We start from the raw sequence: 15362 nt of genomic DNA on the forward strand, positions 1-15362 counted from the left end.
CGTCAGTTCGAGTGTTTCAATGTAGCTCAGCGGAATTGAAATGTATCGAGAACCTGTACGGAAAGCTTCTCAATATAATTTTAGTTCGCTATGCTACTTAATTTTTTGTTTTTTTAGTAACAGATTCCCTTTTGCAAGGGAATGACGGTGCGTCACCCTCAGCTTGACTGGGGGGCTGTTGGTTTCAAAAGCAACAGATTCCCGCTTGCGCGAGAATGACGGATGCAAGGGAATGACGTTTTGTGTTCGTCACCCTCAGCAAAAAGAACGTCACCCTCAGCTTGACTGGGGGTCTCAACTACAGAGTGAAAGATTCCCGCTTACGCGAGAATGACGAATGCAAGGGAATGACGATGTAAAGGATTGATGCAATCAGTTAGCGTAAAAACTATGTAATTATAGCTATGTTTCTAACTCAAATTCCAGCTTTTGATATTCATGTAACAAAGCGTTCCACACCATTTTTTGTTCAAATTTAGTCGTGATTATTTTACGAGTATTGTTCCTCATTTCCTTTAATACTTCAGGGTTTTCTAAACAATAAAGCATCGCTTTATACACTGCCGCTGCATCTTTTACAGGAATAATCCACCCATTTTTACCAGCTTCAATAATTTCATTGCAACCATTAATATTGGTTACAATACTTGGTAATTGCATAGCGCCTGCTTGTAATACTACATTTGGAAAACCTTCTCTATAACTAGGAAAAACTAATACATCTGCAATGGCAAAATAAGGTCGCACATCATCTTGATAGCCTACCGAAATAATGGCGCTATTGGTTTTAATTTCTTGCAACGTTGCCGGTAATAATGGGTCTAATTCAGTTTCTAAAGGCCCTACCAGGATAAGTTTTGAGTGTTGACTTTTGTTTGAGTTTTGTAATGTTTTAAAAGCAGCAATTAATTCATTGATGCCTTTATCTCCCACCAATCTACCTACAAAAATAAACACAACATCCTCCTTTAAAATTCCTAATTCCTTTTTTAAATCTTCATTTTGGTTGGATGCACATAGTTGAGGATTAAAATAGGAAGTGTCAATGCCGTTAATATTGCCATTGGCCAACACTTTTAGTGGTTTTTGAGTAATTTTATATTGTTCCAAATCACTTTTAACGCCTTGTCCTTCTGGATAAATATGGGTAGCACATTTACATAATAGTTTATCCATTGCAACTAAAACAAATTGTAGCCACCCTTTTTTATTAGGAAATATAAGTCCGGTAAAGGTATGCATTCGAATAGGAACTTTTGCAAAATAAGCCGCTACCATACTTAATAACCCAGCTTTTGGTGTGATAGAATGTACAATATATGGTTGTTCTTTTTTAAAACATTGGTACAGTTTCCATAAAGATATTACATCTTTGATAGGTGAAATAGCACGTTGTATTTCAATAGGAATTACGTCTACCTGTTCGCGCTCTTGCACTTTTAGCAATGCATCATCTCCTCCAGAAATCGCAATTATTTGGTAATAATCATTTAAAAAATGAAGTTGTCCCTTTAATAAAACATCAAGCGATAATGAAACTGTTGTTGTTCTAATTAATTTTTTTTTCATTCTTTAAATTTACTATGGTTATAAAAAAGTAAAAGAGATACGGATAAAACATCATTCTCATTCTATTTCCAAGTCCTAAATTGTATAAATAAGATGCAAATAGCACTATTAAAAGTAAACTTGATAGCAATGCAAATTTTAAACCGTTATCTAATCTTTTAAAACGTATCTGTTTTTGAAAGGAAATGTAAATAAAATACATGAAAGAAATTAAAAAATATACACCTTCTACTGAAACCACCATTTGAAACAGATTTTTAATTTCAAAAAACACTGGCAATGGCATATATAATAAATACCATGTGCGACTTAAAATTGTTGTGTTGGTTAAGCTTATAGCAGTATTCCCTTTGTTAATGGTATAATTCAAAAAACTATCATAATAGTTTTTTATGGCGGTAAAATCCAAACCATCAATTTTTAAAAAATACAATGCACTTAATGGTAAACATATCAACATAAATAGCATTGCATACACCATTAATTTTTTTTTATACTTAGCTGTAATTGTGGTATCTGTACTTAAAACAATTAAAAGTGAAACAACTAATACAAAAAACACGTGCGGTCTAATTAAAAAGACTAGTATACACTGAAACCAAAACCAATTATCATACTTTTTATGAGTAATACTTTTAAGTATGTTAACCATAAAAACCAAAAGCAATGCTTCCTTACCTACAAAACCAGTCCAAAAATGTACTGAAGGCACTATAAAAAATAACAAAAACCAATTGATCTTATTTGTTGATTTTTGAAAACTCAATAACTTAAAATATTGTATAAAAGCAGTATAACTTATTGCAGCAAAAAAGGCGAACAACACTGGTAATGTTATTCCTAGTTTTACAAATGGGTATATTAAAAAAGAAATAAAGGAACTTCCAAAATTACATAAACTAAGCCAACTATTAGCATATAAAGCATTTACATAAAAGTTTGTTGCATCATTTTCAGGTAGTTTATCAAGACTTAGAAAAAACACTACCGATGCCACAAAATGCAGTAGCGTTACAGTTACAAAAAATAATTTTTTAGGTGTTATTTTTAGCATTTTAAAGTACTTATAAAATACAATTAAAACACTGCCAATAACGCCTATTAAAAACGCACTATTTATAACTATTTGCACTATTATTTAATTATTTAGTTGTTTTAGCTCCTTTAGCTTGACCTCTTTATTAAAAAATACAAACGAGAAGAGCGCTATAATTCCTCTTACCATCAACAAAAATAAAGCACCTCCAATAAATGTATATTGTACCACCAATACAAAGCCTATAATTAAACCAATACCAGTGGCTATTAATGTAATTTTACTTAAAATTTGATCTTTGTTAAAAACCAACAGCCCATTTACCCCAAATGCTGAAATAATTGCCATTAATAAAGGTGTTGGACTTAAAATTTTTATAATAAAGATAATATCATTTAATATATGAGTATCTTCAATTTTTACCCAATGTTTAATAATATAATCTGCACTTACAAACATCACAACAGACAGTACCAATCCTACACCCATTAATACCGCAAAAGATAATTTAATTTTATGTATCCGTCTATTTACCATAGCATAAAATACTTGTGACAAAATAGTATTTACTGTTGAAAATGCATTTGAAATTTTTACCCCTAACTGCATAATACTCACATGGGTTGGAATACTAAATAAACCTACTAAAAACACAGCTGTATTAGATAAAATTGATGGTATTAATAAATTTATAAACGAACTAAAATTTGCATATAAATAGTTATATGCCTTTTTAACTGAAATAATTTTAATTTCAATAGCATACTCTAATACAATATAAAAAAAACTAATGCCATTGGCTATTAATAATCCAATAAATTCAAATAAAATTATATAGGTATAATGTTTGGGTTGTTGGATAAAAATAACCACCAATAACACATAAATTAAAGTAGCAACTAAACTTATTACTGGTAAAAATTTCATTTTTTCAATCCCTAAAAAAAACCATCGGATTGAAAACACATCACTAATTAATAATAATGATGCCAAACCAAATAACAACTTATGTGATTGAAATTTAGGCACTAATAGTATTAAAAAAACTAAAATTAAATATAACACACACGTAACATATACTTTTACTGAAAACACCTCATTAAATACTTTGCTGATATTTTTTGTTGTTTTAGGTTTTTTTGATAGTTCACGAACAGCTGCTAGATTAAATCCATAATTTGCAATATTTACAAAAAACAACACTAAAGATAAGGCAAAGGCATACAAACCATAATTTTGAACCCCTACTTTATAAATTAAAAAAGGGATTAGAAAAATAGCCAAAGCTAAATCAATAGATTTTAAGGAGAATAAAGAAACTACATTCTCAAAAAAATGAAAAATTTGTTTTTTTCGTAATAAATTCAAGATACTACTTGTTTGTATAAATTTATATGCTTGTTTACCATAGTATCAATATCATATTGCTGTGCACGTTGCATACAAGCCTTAGCTGTAATAGAATATAAGTTGATATCATTCAATAAGTTATTTATTATTTCCGCTAGTTTTTGGGCATCACCCAAAGGAAATAAAATACCAGCACCACCTACAATATCCCTTAAACCTGGAACATCTGATGCCACAAATGGTTTTCCTGAAGCCATTCCTTCAATACTTGCTAATGACAATCCTTCATATTTTGAAGATAATACCACAATATCCGCTGTTTTTAATAATTGAGGTACATCTAACCGAACACCTAAAAATAATACGCGTTTATTTAAACCTAGCCTACTAACCAAGTGCTCACATTCTTGCCGTAATGGTCCATCACCTACCAATACTACGTATACATTTTCAGGCAAGTATACTAATGAATGAATGAATGTTTTTTGGTCTTTAGGTTCTTGAAATGAAGAAACTTGAATAAGTAATTTTGCATTTTTATCTTTTATCCCAAATGTTAATTCTTTATTTAACATCTCGTTTAATTGAATTTTTTTTAGATTAACACCATTTTCAATTAAAACAAGTTTGTTTTTTCCAACTTTCGAGTGGTTAAGAATAATTTTAAAAACATCATTTGTAATACAAACAATTTTGCAATACTTTTTATAAAAGAACGTATCTAAAAAGCCAAAAAAACTATTTCTAATTCTTCTATTAGATGTGCTATGCTCCGTAAAAATTAATTTCGTTTTAGAAAAGGAAATTACTTTTGCAAGTACAACCCAATACTGCGCTGGAAATAAATGTACATGTACAATGTTGTATTTTTTCAGATAGGAAACCAATTTAAAAATTAAGAACGGATTGTATACAGTACCATTACCTAAACTAAATATTTTACAGCAATTATGTTTTTCTAAGGCTTCCCAAAATTGTGTTTTTGTTCCGTTTAAAACTAAAACATCCATTTTTAACCCTTGTTGTACATATAAAGGAACAGTATCTATCAATAATTTTTCAGCCCCCCCTGTATGTAGGCTATTTATTACTTGCAATACACGTATGTTATTTTTTTTTATCATTCAAGTACATTAAAAACCCTAAAGGTAGCATAGTTACATAAAAAAAATGCTTAATATATTTCATTTTTTGAAGCAAGGAAAGTGACGAGTTGTAAGAAAAACGCCAAAAATTAATAGCTGATTTTAATTTTATTAGCAAGGGAACATTGTAATTTGCCAGCTCAGCATAATGGAGCATACTGGCAAATGGTGCTTGCATTCTAATTTTTACAATATTATGTGTTAAACCATCAGGTAAATATTCTGCAACATAAATAGCTTCATTAAAAAATAAGAGGTCGTATTTTTGTGCAATTCTATTCCAAACCAACGCTTCTGGGCAAAACTTTTCATTTTCAATTTCAGGAAAGGGAAAATCTTTTAACACCGCTGTTTTAAAAACCTCTGCTAAATCACCCTGCACATTGTATTTAAACCGTATATCTAAAGAATTACTTATTGTGTTTTCTTTAAATTTTGTAAGTATAAGTTGTTTATTAACAAATGTTTTACGACCAACTACACCCCCAATATTTATAAACTGCTTAGCATACTCAATCTTTTCTTTTAAAATTAAAAGGGCGTTTACAGGTAAATAATCGTCTGAATCTAACATTAAAAAGTAAGTGCCCTGCGCTTCTAAAACACCTTTATTAATGGCAACATGCTTCCCTAAATTTGGTTGCTTAAAATATTTAATTGCAATTTTTCCTTCTACAATAAATGAACGAACCACATTTTCAGTAGCATCGGTACTGCCATCATCAATTAACAACCATTCAAAATCAGGCATTTGTTGTTGCAATAAACTTTTATACACTCTTTTTAACAAGTGCGCTCTGTTATAGGTTGGTGTAAATACAGTTATTAACATGTTACAAAATTAAATTTAACGATATTCCATAAACTCCCATTGCCCATTTCTATTAAAATCTTGAAAAATAGATTTGTATGGCATAAAATCGCCACCATCAAATACTGTTAATAATCTAAAAAACACAAAAGTATAATATACAAAAATGGCGATTTTAAAAGTGCGTTGTAGTTTAAAATCGGTAATAAAGGTATACATATAAGGTAATGCCACTACTACAAAAATAAAAAACACCCAAGCCAAGCGCACAAAAGTGGCATTTGTTAAACTTATTAATATAATTAAAACATATAATAAAAATCCATTAAAAATAACTATTGTAGGGGTTGATTGGTAAAAATGTTTTCTAAATTTTAATGCTAAATACGCTAATAAAACCGCCTCTAATAAGTAAAAAACATTAATAGCAGTAAATTTTTCGCCATATATATTTAGTTTCGCATAATCAATACCCTCTATAAAATAATTTAAAATTAGCTGCCCTAACGGACTTATAGCTATTATAAAAGATGCTGTGGTAATTAAAAATAACTGGTAAGGTCCTAATTTTTTATGCGCAATAACTATAAACGGCAAAAACAAAATGGCACTTTTGTGCATAAAAAAGGCTAAAAGTACTATACATACAAAAGGCATATACCTTTTTTGAATTACATACCTAATACTTAACCAAACCAACCCCATTGCTAAGCCTTGCCGTAAATACACAAAAGACATTAAAAAGAATTTACAAAAAAAAATAAACGCAGACATATAGAGGATTGGACTGTATTTTTTTATGGTGTAAAAATGTAACAATACCATAATAAGTGCGGTTATAAAAAACATAAACTCACGTTGCCCATTTATATAGTTTAAGCCTATAAAGTAGGCAATAAACCCTTTTTCAAAAGTAGAACGTAAGTAGGTATATTTATTAATATATTCATATACTTCACCATAAATGTACACATCATACCCACCAATCATATCTCTAAACCCACTTACCAGTATTAGTAAGCCTATAAATATATAATACCCTATACTGGGTGTTTTTCTGTTAGCAGAAAAATACAGTATGGTTGCTATTAAAAAAAGGGTTAAGTAAATGATCATTTTGTTTTCAATTTCTTAAAAAAAGAAACAGTTAAAAATAGCATTTTGCTATTTACAAACTTTTCAAAGATAAAAAATTTGAAATTAGCCGACTTTATGTTCGTTGGTAAAAGTGTATTGTTTAAATAAATAGAATAGTAGTACTTTACTTCACTAAATGAATAATCAAATTTAAACAAACTATAAAAAAATCCAATAATACTTTTATCCAATATATCTGTAACAATTTGCTTAGAGACTAAGTTACTTATAGTGCAAGTTGTTTTTTTTATGCTTTGATGAACAATCAACGTATCTTTTGCTATTTTGACTAAGTTACTTTTAGTTAAATTTCTAGATGTTGAAGTTTCATTCTCGCAATAATTATATAAACGTTGGTTTATATATACTACCTTATTAGCATGTATAAAATATTTGATTGAAAACTCTAAATCTTCTAAATTTTTTATACCATTTATAAATCTTACATTAAAAGTATCTATTGTTTTTTTATCAAATAATAGTACCCATAAAAAATAAGGCTTATTACTTGATGGGTTTATAAAGTTTACACCGCTAAAAACCTCAAAACCTTTATGAATTATTTGTTTATCAGGTATGTTTATTTCATCCCTATTATTTCTTTTAAAATAATTAAATGCGAATGTATTCTTTTCTCCACTATTAAAAAAATACTTCTCAATAACTTTAAATGCCCCTTGCTGAATATAATCATCAGAGTCTATAAACCAAATAAAGTCTCCTTTTGCTATTTCTAAACCAACGTTTCTCGCAGCTCCTGTACCAGAATTCACTTGATTAACAATTAATAAGTTTGGATGTAATAGTTCATAACCCTTTAAAATAGCCCAAGAATTGTCTAAAGAACCGTCATTCACAACTATTACATCAACAATGAAAGAAAAATCAGTTTGACTAAAAATGCTTTCTAAGCATCTTTTTATAACCTTTTCTCCATTAAACACAGGAATTATTATTGATAACGTTGTCATTATTTTACTATTTTACAAATTTCACCAATACATGAATACCAAACCACCTAAGAACAATAGCAAAACCTAAAAGTAAGTTTTTTTGAATGCTGTTTTTTGAAATTGAAATAGAATAATATAGCTTATTCAACAACTTTCTATGTCTAATTAATAAGTCAAATCTCCTATTTGTATATTCACTTATTTTATCCAAAAAAAACAATGTATTCTCTTTAGCTTTTAAAGGATTTACAACATGGGAAACACTTGCTCTATGGACACGATAAACAGAAAACACTTCGTTAAAATATTTAATTTTTTTATCATCAGCTGCTAAAACAAAAACAGATTGATCACCTGCATGAACTTTTTCAATCCAATTTGGTAACTTAAAATTGTTTCTAAATAAAAATGTTGAGGTATGTGCAAAATTAAAAGCAATGTAATCTTTCAATTTTAATTCTTTATTTATATTAAAAAGTTCTTTGTTCCTCTTTAGTTTATTCGTTGCTTCATAATAAAAATTGTACCTACCAACTGTTATGTTAAAATCTAAATTACTTTCTAAAAAATCAACTTGCTTTTGAAGTCTTAACGAGTTCAACCAATAGTCATCTCCTTCACAAAAAGCTATATATTTTCCTTTAGCCATATTATAAATATTTATAAAATTTGGCATCATTCCTATATTTTGCTCATTATGAATATATTTAATATCTATATTTGAATTAGTATTATTGGCAATTAAACCTAAAATAATTTGATGCGAACCATCTGGTGAGCAATCATTACCTATCACCAATTCACATTTAAAACTAATTTTTTGTTTTAACACACTTAAAATAGCTTCTTCAATATATTTCTCTTGCCCATAAGTTATCATTAGTACAGATACTAAAGGAGTATTTCCATCTAATATTTCAGTTACATTATCCATTTAATGGCTTTTAAACTTGTAAAATAGTTTCAGTAGTGTTTCTACATTAAAAAACAGACAGGTTATTCGTTGAAATCTTGTTTTTAATGCTCCTTTTATTGGATATAGTTTTTTATTTGAAAGTTCATGTATGCATTTTACTTTAAACGGATAACTAACTTCTTTAGGTTTAACTATAAAACGCCACAGCAAATTCCAAATTACACTGTTGTAATTTTTTTGAATTGTTTTAATTACATCTTTATCTTTTATATCATAATTTTTGATATTACTTTTAATCAATTCAGCTACTATAATGGCGTCAGAAAGGTATTTTTCTAATTTCTCTTGACTTTGAGGCAAAGAAATCGTACCAAAATTTCTAAAATAATTATATCCAATTAACTCTGAAAAATAACCACGATGGGCACACAACATTAGTCTTACTGTAAATTCAACATCTTGTTGTGATATTTTAGGTGTAAAAAGCAAGTTATTATCAATTATAAAATTGCGATTTAATAAAAATAAACATGAAGATGAAGGCTGATAACCTTGTGTTAAAAATTCAATTCCTGTATGTATCTTATTATAATTAATCGGGTGTAGTGGTCTTGGAAATGAATCGTCATTATTTTCAAAAAAATAACGCATACCAAAACTTAAAAAATCTAATTTATTATCAAATGTCAAGGTTAGTTGTTTTAAAATAACATCTAAATCAATCCAGTCGTCTGAGTCTAAAAAAAGTAAATACCTGCCATTTGCATTTTTAATTCCTGTATTTCTAGCTTCTGACAAACCTAAGTTCGGTTGTGAAATTATTTTTACATAATTGTAACTATTCCTAAATTCAACTAATTTTAGTAAACTATTATCTGTAGATCCATCATTAATAAAAACAACTTCTATTTTAATTTTATTGTTTGACTTATATACATTAGAGATAGCATTAAAACATCTTTCAATGTACTTTTCCACATTGTAAACAGGAATAATGATACTTAAATCAGTTATTTGATTATTTTCTGAATAAGTCATTTATAATAATACTTTTTAAAAAAATTAATGATTTAAACTTGAATATATAAGCTGTAAAAATATACATTGAACTAAACATTACAAAGCCAATTACTACTCTATAAAAAAGGTTTATATTTATTAATATACTATCTAAAAAAGACAAACCTAATGATAATAATAATGATGTTAAAATAATTGGAAGAATATGTAATACTTGCTGTTTTATTCCATACTTTATTACTTTATTACTGTAATATATGCTAATAATATATTCAATAACTGAAAATATAACTGTAGAAATTAATAAGCCAAAAATACCAAACTGTATTGAAAAAAGTATTAAAATTAAAAAAATTACTTTATTTACAACCTCTGCCTTTAATACTAAATTGCTATATCCTTTTATGCTGCAGCTAGCAATATTAAATGAACTTAGTGGATATAAAATACCCGACAAACATAATATTTTAAAATAAATAACAATTTCAATCCATTTTTTTGTGTAAAGTATTAGAACTATATGCTCTGCATAAGTAAATAAAAAAAATAAAATTGGAGTAATTAAAAAGCAAACCACTTGTATTAGCAATTTATTATTTTTAGAAAAAGCTTCTTCATCATTCTGCATTTTTGCCAAAATTGGATAGGTAACTTTATTTGTCGCAGTACTTACAGTTGTTACCACTAGCTTTTTTAATGAATCAGCTTTAGAATAATATCCAACAATTTCTGGAGTATATGCTTTTCCTAAAATAACATTATACAAATTTCTAACAATACCATCACTTAAATTAGTTAATGTTAATTTATAACCAAATGCAAAATGCTTTTTTAAAACTTTAATTGAGAAAAATTTCCTAGGTTTCCATTTTAAAAAAATAGGCAATAACAAAACACTGAATAATTGACTAAAAACACTAACTGAAACAATACTCCAAACTCCAAAACTGAAATAAGCAAGAATTAAACCAATAATACCCCCAATAAGCCCAGATGCAATAGTTATAAAAGTTATATTTTTAAAAGCTAAATCTCTCATCATTATACTTTCTGGTACAGTTTTCAAAGCACTTAGTATAAAAATTACAGCATAAACTCTAATAATATCAGTTAAAATTAATTGCTTATAAAAAGAAGCAACAAAGGGCGCTGTAAAAAAAACAACACTATAAATAATAATACTAAAAATAATATTTACATAAAATATAGTTGAAAAATCAACATCAGTACAATTTTTAGCTCTAATCAACGAAAATGAAAAACCTGAATTTATAATAACATTACCCAGCGTAAAAATAAAATAAATCATTCCCATTAATCCAAAATCAGAAGGGTCAAGCATACGCATTAAAAAAATGCTTACTATGAATGAAATTATTTGATTTGAAAACTGACCTATAAAAGACCAAATTAATCCAAATATTACCCCCTTTCTTAAATTACTCAAATTTATATATTATTAAATTAAAATGCTGCATTAAAACACCTTCAATAGCTTGTTTTATATAGCTTTCATGATTATATGTAATCATTACTACACTAACTAATGTTATTACTGCCATATAATTAAATATCTAAAGGTTCTAATTGTTTTACAATTTTAGCAGGAATACCAATTACCATAGTATTGTCTGGTACGTTTTTAGTAACTACAGACCCAGCACCTATAATTACATTTTTACCAATGGTGATGTTGGGTAAAATTGTGGTGTTTGATCCTATTTGTGTAAATTCTCCAACCTTAACGTTTCCTAATAAATTAACACTTGGTGAAATTTCAACAAAATCACCAACAATACAATCATGTGTAATATTAGAATTATAGTATACAATGCAACCGCTTCCTATACTTGTACTATTTGAGATATTTACACCATTCATAACTATAGTGCCAATGCCAATATTAACATCATAATTACCTATATTACTAAAAGGGCTAATACAACTTTTCAATTCACCTTGTAACTTTTCAAATTTCAATTTCATTTTATAACGCAACACCGGATTACCAATACCTATGGTAAATTGATTGGATATTGTTTTAAAATAATGCTTCACTTCTTTTTCTGACTTTAAAATTGGGAATGTATTGTATAATGTATCTCCAATATCACTATTCACATCATCATAAAAAGCAATATTTTGCAACTTATTTTGTTGGTGTAGTACTTCTAATACTTCTTTTGCAAATCCTTTTGCGCCTATTATTAACATATATTTTTATTTATGATAGCTACAATATGTTGTAATTCTTTTTCACTTAACCCATTGTACAAAGGTAAACATACAATACGTGCTGCAATATTTTCGGATACTGGCATTGCAGTACTTTTAATATAATTTAAGGTGTTTAATGATGGGTAAAAGTACCTTCTTGGAAAAATATCAGCATTGTTTAACGCTTCTTGTACGTTAAGCAAGGTAGCTTCATCTTTAAATAATACTGGATAATAACTGTAATTCCATTGGGTATGTGCGCGTATTTTTAAGGCACTTACCTTATTAAAATTAAGATGCGTATTGTAATACGCTACTACTTTTTTACGTGCCTTTAAAATGGTATCCATAAAAGGCAATACTGTTAAGCCCATAGCGGCTTGTAATTCAGAAAGCTTCCCATTAATACCTACTCCATAAAAATCTTCAGGTCCGTTATGCCCAAAATTATGGCTGTAAAAGCTTTGCAGTTCAAAGTCTTTAGTATTGCAAAATAAAGCGCCGCCTTCTCCGGTATGAAATAATTTGGTAGCATGAAAACTACAGGTACTTATATCGCCAAATTCAAAAACAGATGTACCTTTATATGTAGTTCCAAAACTATGTGCTGCATCGTAAATTACCTTTAAATTGTATTTAAGTGCTATTGCTTTAATTGCTTCAACATTGCACGAATTGCCAAATACATGGGTTGCTAAAATAGCAGTGGTTTTGGGGGTAATGGCTGCTTCAATTTTTGTTTCATCAATGGTTAAATACTCTGGATGAATATCAACAAACACAGGGGTACAGTTTTCCCATACAATGGCTGATGTGGTGGCTACATAACTAAAAGGTGTGGTAATAATTTCGCCCCCATTGCCCAACAATTTCAAGGCTATTTGCAAAGGTATTGTACCGTTATTGGTACATAACACATGCGGTACTTGTAGGTAATTTTTTAGTTTTTCTTCTAATTCAAGTACCAATTCTCCACGGTTGGTGAGCCATTGGTTGCTCCAAATACGTTGCAGTTGTTTTTGGTAGTCTTCTATAGGTGGAAAAAAAGCTTTGGTTACAGTAATCATGGTTTTTTTATGAGGTTTTTTAATTCCGTAAAAGCAGTCATTTTAAATAGGAATGCCAAAAATACGTATAATAATACGCCAAACAAACCCCCAATGATTAAACGAAAAACATCTAACAATCGTATCTGTTGTAAAAATAGATCTAAAACAACCACCAACGCACTACTAAAAGTTGCTAGTATTATGGTTGGCACAATGTCTTTTGCTTGTTCCCAAGCGGTATAATTTAAAAATTTACCTGTATAATGGGTATTGATAAAAAATGTAAGTACAGAAGTTACAACACTGCCATACAACAAGCCATAAATACCATATTGAAATGAAATAGCAATTACAATGGCAATCATTACTTTTTTAAGGATTTCTAATTTTAAAAATAAATCGCTTCTACCTTTTACTTTTAAAATATTTAAGTTGTAGGAATGAATAGGATATAGAATACCGTTCCAACATATTATTTGAAAGTAGGGTACTGCAGGCAACCATTTTTCAGTAAATAAAAAACGGAATAAAGGCGTTGCCAATGCAGCCATTAGCAATAAGGTTGGCGCTACTAAAAACACCACTACTTGCATAATTTTTTGATACACACTTTTTAAACGGATATCATCGTTTTTAATTGCTGCAAATAATGGAAAAGTTACTTTGCCTAATATTGCACCAATATTTCCTACAGGTAATTGTTTTAACGTATCTGCTCTGTTGTAGAAACCAACTTGCGCAGGAGCAAAAAACTTACCAATAAGCAGTACATAGGCATTGTTAAACAAGGTATCTAACAAGCCTGATAAGGTTAATTTGTATCCGTAGTTAAAATGGTATTGAAATTTTTGTTTGTTAAATACCCACGTTGGTTGCCATTTGGCAACTATCCATAATTGCAAGGCGCTTGCAAATGCTTGTGCTATTGCCATTACTACCAAACTCCACACGCCATACCCTAAATAGGCTAAACTTACACCAACAATACCACTAAAAATAGTTGCTGGAATAGATACTTGTAGCTGGGTTTTAAAATCGAGCAGTTTTGTTAAGCGCGTAGTTTGCACCAAAGCAAAGGCATTGATAATAAATATACTGCCGTACCATCGGATAATTTCAATTAAAATTTCTTGTTGATAGAATGCTGCAATATAAGGTGCTGCTAAAAAAATAAGTAGGTACATGAATACACTCCCTGCCAAATTAAAAAAGAATACGGTGGAATAATCTTCTTGTGTTGGATGGTCGGTTCTAATTAATGAAGAACCTAAACCAGCTTGCATCAACATTGCGCCTATCCCCATAAAAACACCTATCATGGCTATGAGTCCAAATTCTTCTGGAAGTAGCAAGCGTGCTAAAATAATGGAAACAATAAAGCTGATGCCTTGTGTGCTAAATTGCTGCAGGCCAGTCCATAATACGCCGGATAGTGCTTTTTGTTTTAATTGACTCAATTTTTTATTTTTTTATCATGAGATTCCGGATCACGTCCGGAATGACGGTTTATTTTTAATTCGTCATCCTCGCGTAGGCGGGGATCTGTTACTTCTTTTTATAGCATGAGATTCCAGATCAAGTCTGGAATGACGGTTTATTTATTCGTCATCCTCGCGTAAGCGGGGATCTGTTACTTCTTTTTATAGCATGAGATTCCAGATCACGTCTGGAATGACGTTATATTTTTAATTCGTCAACCTCGCGTAAGCGGGGATCTGTTACTTTTTTTTATAGCATGAGATTCCAGATCTAGTCTGGAATGACGTTTTTTTTATTCGTCATCCTCGCGTAAGCGGGGATCTGTTACTTCTTTTTATAGCATGAGATTCCGGATCACGCCCGGAATGACGTTTTATTTATTCGTCATCCTCGCGTAAGCGGGGATCTGTTACTTCTTTTTATAGCATGAGATTCCAGATCAAGTCTGGAATGACGTTATATTTTTAATTCGTCATCCTCGCGTAGACGGGAATCTGTTACTTTTTCTTTTAGCATGAGATTCCAGATCAAGTCTGGAATGACGGTTTATTTTTAATTCGTCATCCTCGCGTAAGCGGGGATCTGTTACTTTTTTTATACCATGAGATTCCAGATCAAGTCTGGAATGACGTTATATTTTTAATTCGTCATCCTCGCAATGACGGTAACATTTAGCAACG

The 15362-nt window shown here is 29.5% G+C and carries 14 protein-coding genes; all 14 read right to left on the reverse strand.

All coding sequences use genetic code 11. The features are described from left to right. Nucleotides 1-402: 402 nt before the first annotated feature. Complete coding sequence (locus tag BM335_RS08295) at nt 403-1569, reverse strand: glycosyltransferase family 4 protein (protein ID WP_090225326.1); 1167 nt, start codon at nt 1567-1569, stop codon at nt 403-405. Beyond that, the gene (locus BM335_RS08300; RefSeq protein WP_090225329.1) at nt 1550-2623 is read right to left on the reverse strand and encodes a hypothetical protein; all 1074 of its coding nucleotides are present in this window, start codon (nt 2621-2623) and stop codon (nt 1550-1552) included. The genes BM335_RS08295 and BM335_RS08300 overlap by 20 nt, the downstream gene beginning before the upstream one ends. Before the next feature lie 84 nt (nt 2624-2707). Beyond that, nucleotides 2708-3973 carry an oligosaccharide flippase family protein gene (locus BM335_RS08305; protein ID WP_177219182.1) on the reverse strand — a complete coding sequence of 422 codons (1266 nt, stop codon included), beginning with the start codon at nt 3971-3973 and terminating at the stop codon, nt 2708-2710. Continuing rightward, complete coding sequence (locus BM335_RS08310) at nt 3970-5079, reverse strand: glycosyltransferase (protein WP_245780643.1); 1110 nt, start codon at nt 5077-5079, stop codon at nt 3970-3972. Before BM335_RS08310 ends, BM335_RS08305 begins: the two co-directional genes overlap by 4 nt. Beyond that, on the reverse strand, nt 5063-5932 hold the full coding sequence (locus BM335_RS08315) for a glycosyltransferase family 2 protein (protein WP_090225335.1): 870 nt from the start codon (nt 5930-5932) through the stop codon (nt 5063-5065). The genes BM335_RS08310 and BM335_RS08315 overlap by 17 nt, the downstream gene beginning before the upstream one ends. A gap of 15 nt (nt 5933-5947) precedes the next feature. Further along, on the reverse strand, nt 5948-7027 hold the full coding sequence (locus tag BM335_RS08320; RefSeq protein WP_090225338.1) for an EpsG family protein: 1080 nt from the start codon (nt 7025-7027) through the stop codon (nt 5948-5950). Further along, nucleotides 7024-8019 (reverse strand): glycosyltransferase family 2 protein, encoded by a 996-nt coding sequence (locus tag BM335_RS08325; RefSeq protein ID WP_090225341.1) that lies wholly within the window; start codon nt 8017-8019, stop codon nt 7024-7026. The genes BM335_RS08320 and BM335_RS08325 overlap by 4 nt, the downstream gene beginning before the upstream one ends. A gap of 7 nt (nt 8020-8026) precedes the next feature. Then, nucleotides 8027-8935 carry a glycosyltransferase gene (locus tag BM335_RS08330; protein ID WP_090225344.1) on the reverse strand — a complete coding sequence of 303 codons (909 nt, stop codon included), beginning with the start codon at nt 8933-8935 and terminating at the stop codon, nt 8027-8029. Next, a complete protein-coding gene (locus BM335_RS08335) occupies nt 8936-9955 on the reverse strand; it encodes a glycosyltransferase (RefSeq protein ID WP_090225346.1) in 1020 nt (339 codons plus the stop codon). After that, on the reverse strand, nt 9936-11384 hold the full coding sequence (locus BM335_RS08340) for a lipopolysaccharide biosynthesis protein (RefSeq protein WP_177219183.1): 1449 nt from the start codon (nt 11382-11384) through the stop codon (nt 9936-9938). The genes BM335_RS08335 and BM335_RS08340 overlap by 20 nt, the downstream gene beginning before the upstream one ends. Next, nucleotides 11377-11499 carry a glycosyltransferase family 2 protein gene (locus BM335_RS15830; RefSeq protein WP_143102403.1) on the reverse strand — a complete coding sequence of 41 codons (123 nt, stop codon included), beginning with the start codon at nt 11497-11499 and terminating at the stop codon, nt 11377-11379. Before BM335_RS15830 ends, BM335_RS08340 begins: the two co-directional genes overlap by 8 nt. A 4-nt stretch (nt 11500-11503) precedes the next feature. After that, nucleotides 11504-12151, reverse strand: a complete 648-nt coding sequence (locus tag BM335_RS08345; protein WP_090225353.1) for an acetyltransferase — start codon at nt 12149-12151, stop codon at nt 11504-11506. Further along, on the reverse strand, nt 12145-13221 hold the full coding sequence (locus BM335_RS08350) for a DegT/DnrJ/EryC1/StrS family aminotransferase (protein WP_090225356.1): 1077 nt from the start codon (nt 13219-13221) through the stop codon (nt 12145-12147). The genes BM335_RS08345 and BM335_RS08350 overlap by 7 nt, the downstream gene beginning before the upstream one ends. Beyond that, entirely contained in the window at nt 13218-14660 is a 1443-nt protein-coding gene (locus tag BM335_RS08355) for a lipopolysaccharide biosynthesis protein (RefSeq protein ID WP_090225359.1), read from the reverse strand. The genes BM335_RS08350 and BM335_RS08355 overlap by 4 nt, the downstream gene beginning before the upstream one ends. Nucleotides 14661-15362 lie beyond the last annotated feature (702 nt).

The sequence above is a fragment of the Lutibacter maritimus genome (assembly GCF_900116115.1).
GTDB classification, from domain to species: domain Bacteria; phylum Bacteroidota; class Bacteroidia; order Flavobacteriales; family Flavobacteriaceae; genus Lutibacter; species Lutibacter maritimus.